General features: G+C 29.7%; 2 protein-coding genes and 1 pseudogene. 2 read left to right on the top strand and 1 reads right to left on the bottom strand.

The window, feature by feature from the left end:
- Both COL3_RS26535 and argF read left to right on the top strand, forming a co-directional pair.
- Positions 1-467, top strand: a pseudogene (locus COL3_RS26535) (DUF2125 domain-containing protein); the annotation flags it as partial.
- Positions 468-852: 385 nt separating this feature from the next.
- Positions 853-1,848, top strand: a complete 996-nt coding sequence (argF, locus tag COL3_RS26530) for an ornithine carbamoyltransferase (protein WP_008420275.1) — start codon at positions 853-855, stop codon at positions 1,846-1,848.
- A 63-nt stretch (positions 1,849-1,911) separates the two neighbouring features.
- Here the strand turns inward: argF and COL3_RS26525 are convergent, their stop codons facing one another.
- Positions 1,912-2,199 (bottom strand): GNAT family N-acetyltransferase, encoded by a 288-nt coding sequence (locus COL3_RS26525; RefSeq protein WP_242982202.1) that lies wholly within the window; start codon positions 2,197-2,199, stop codon positions 1,912-1,914.
- Positions 2,200-2,455 lie beyond the last annotated feature (256 nt).

The following is a 2,455-nucleotide window of genomic DNA, read 5'->3' as shown; positions in this document are numbered from 1 at the left end:
CAGCAATAGAAAATGCACTTACAAATGCAAAAGGAGATTTTAAAACAGTTTTAGATAGTTTAGTAACAGCAGGAACTATAACATCAGACAAGGAAATAGCAATAGAGAGTGCATTAAAGCCACAAGGTGGATTTAAAGGTGGAGATCATAAAGACATATTCAAAACTAAACTTGCAGACTTAGTAACAGCAGGGACAATAACAGCAGATGAACAAACAGCAATAGAAAATGCGCTTACAAATGCAAAAGGAGATTTTAAAACAGTTTTAGATAGTTTAGTTACAGCAGGAACAATAACAGCAGACAAGGAAACAGCCATAGAGAATGCATTAAAGCCACAAGGTGGAATTAAAGATAGAGAACATAAGGATTTCTTAAAAACTAAACTTGATGCATTAGTAACAGCAGGAACTATAACAGCAGATCAAGAAACAGCTGTATTAGGGGTTTTTACTCAATCAAAATAGATCCATTTATAAATGAATTACTTACAATCTAAAAATTTAAATAATAAACAGAAAAGACTGGTTGCAAGTAGCTAGTCTTTTTAATTTTATATTTAGACAGTAGGCTATTAAATTGTTATAATTTAAATATATTAATTTAGAAAAAAATTTGTTTGAATCGTAATCCGAATAAAATAAATTGAATAGGAAAAATGGTTGTATAATAATACTGTTTGTTGTATAATTATGCAAAGAAGCATTTGCTAAAATGGTTATTTAATGTAAGAATATTAATATTATGAATTAATATAAAATTTTTCGAATAATTGGGTTCTTAAAAATTAAATACTATATCTAAGATAAAATTATTCGATTTTTAAAATATTAATAAAAAAGGAGATTAGTTATGGCAGTTAATTTAAGGGGAAGAAGTTTTTTAAAGTTATTAGATTTTACACCACAAGAAATTAGATATTTATTAGATTTGTCAAAGGAATTAAAAACCTTAAAAAGAACAGGAATATTACATGATAAATTAAGAGGCAAGAATATAGTTTTATTATTTGAAAAAACATCAACTAGAACTAGATGTTCATTTGAAGTGGCAGGAAGAGATTTGGGAATGGGCGTTACATATTTAGATTCTGCAGGATCTCAAATGGGTAAAAAAGAAAGTATTGCAGATACTGCAAGAGTACTTGGAAGAATGTACGATGGAATAGAATATAGAGGTTTTAGTCAGGAAATAGTTGAAGAATTAGCTAAATATGCTGGAGTTCCTGTTTGGAATGGATTAACTGATGAATTCCATCCAACTCAAATGATTGCAGACCTTTTAACAATTGAAGAAAAATTAGGAAGACTAAAGGGTGTTAACTTTGTTTACATGGGTGATGCCAGAAATAATATGGGAAATTCATTAATGGTGGCTTGTGCAAAAATGGGACTTAATTTTACTGCCTGTGCGCCTAAAGAACTATTCCCAGCTGAAGATTTAGTAGAAAAATGCAGAGAAATTGCAAAAGAAAGTGGAGCTAAGCTTACATTAACTGAAGATGTTAAAGAAGGCACTAAAAATGCAGATGTAATTTATACAGATGTATGGGTATCTATGGGAGAACCAGATGAAGTTTGGGAAAGTAGATTAAAGCTATTACTTCCATATCAAGTTAATAAGGAAGTTATGCACAATGCGAATGAACAAGCAATCTTTATGCATTGTTTACCTGCTTACCATGATTTGAAAACAAAAGTAGGAAAAGAGGTAGGAGCAAAATTTGGATTAACCGCTTTAGAAGTTACAGATGAAGTATTTGAAGGTAAACAATCAGTAGTATTTGATGAGGCTGAAAATAGAATGCATTCAATTAAAGCAATAATGCTCGCAACAATTGGAGCATAAGTAATTAAATGATATGTACTAAAACCTCTGCTTTCAAACAGAGGTTTTCATTGATTTTATGTGTTATTTATATAGTACATCCTGGTATTCTTTATGAGCATTAAATTCATCTTCAGCAAACCAGCACTGAGGTATTACCTTTTTATCATTTTCACGTGCAAAATCTACAACTTTTTTTACCAGCTGTGCACCAATATTCTGTCCTCTTAATTCTTTCGATACATAGGTATGATTAAGGATAATTGTATCTTCTCCACCATCCACGTAAGTGACTACGGCTTTCATATCTTCTTCATTATCTCCTAAGTAAAATTTATGATTACCTTCCTTTAAGTTAACCAAAATAACCACTCCCATCTAAGTAAATTTTAGTTTTTTAATTAATTTGCTTTAATACCTTAATAGTATTCCAAAAAAATAAAATAACTTACGGTATTTTTGACTTAAACATAATTGTGGTTGATATATGACTTAAGTTACAAGTAATAAATTATATGAACATACTTACATATTTACTAAATCCTTATGTGGATATCTTCACCAGAAATCACAAATATTTTTGTAACCACAAGGGTCATAATATGTAGAAAACATTTGAAAATGAGCT

Origin of the sequence: Clostridium sp. LS, assembly GCF_002760435.1 — a bacterium.
Classification (GTDB): domain Bacteria; phylum Bacillota; class Clostridia; order Clostridiales; family Clostridiaceae; genus Clostridium.
This window is presented reverse-complemented; position numbering and strand designations above follow the sequence as displayed.

Excerpts from the sequence above, each read along its gene's own strand:
- argF (WP_008420275.1), top strand. The coding sequence starts at position 853 with ATGGCAGTTAATTTAAGGGGAAGAAGTTTTTTAAAGTTATTAGATTTT.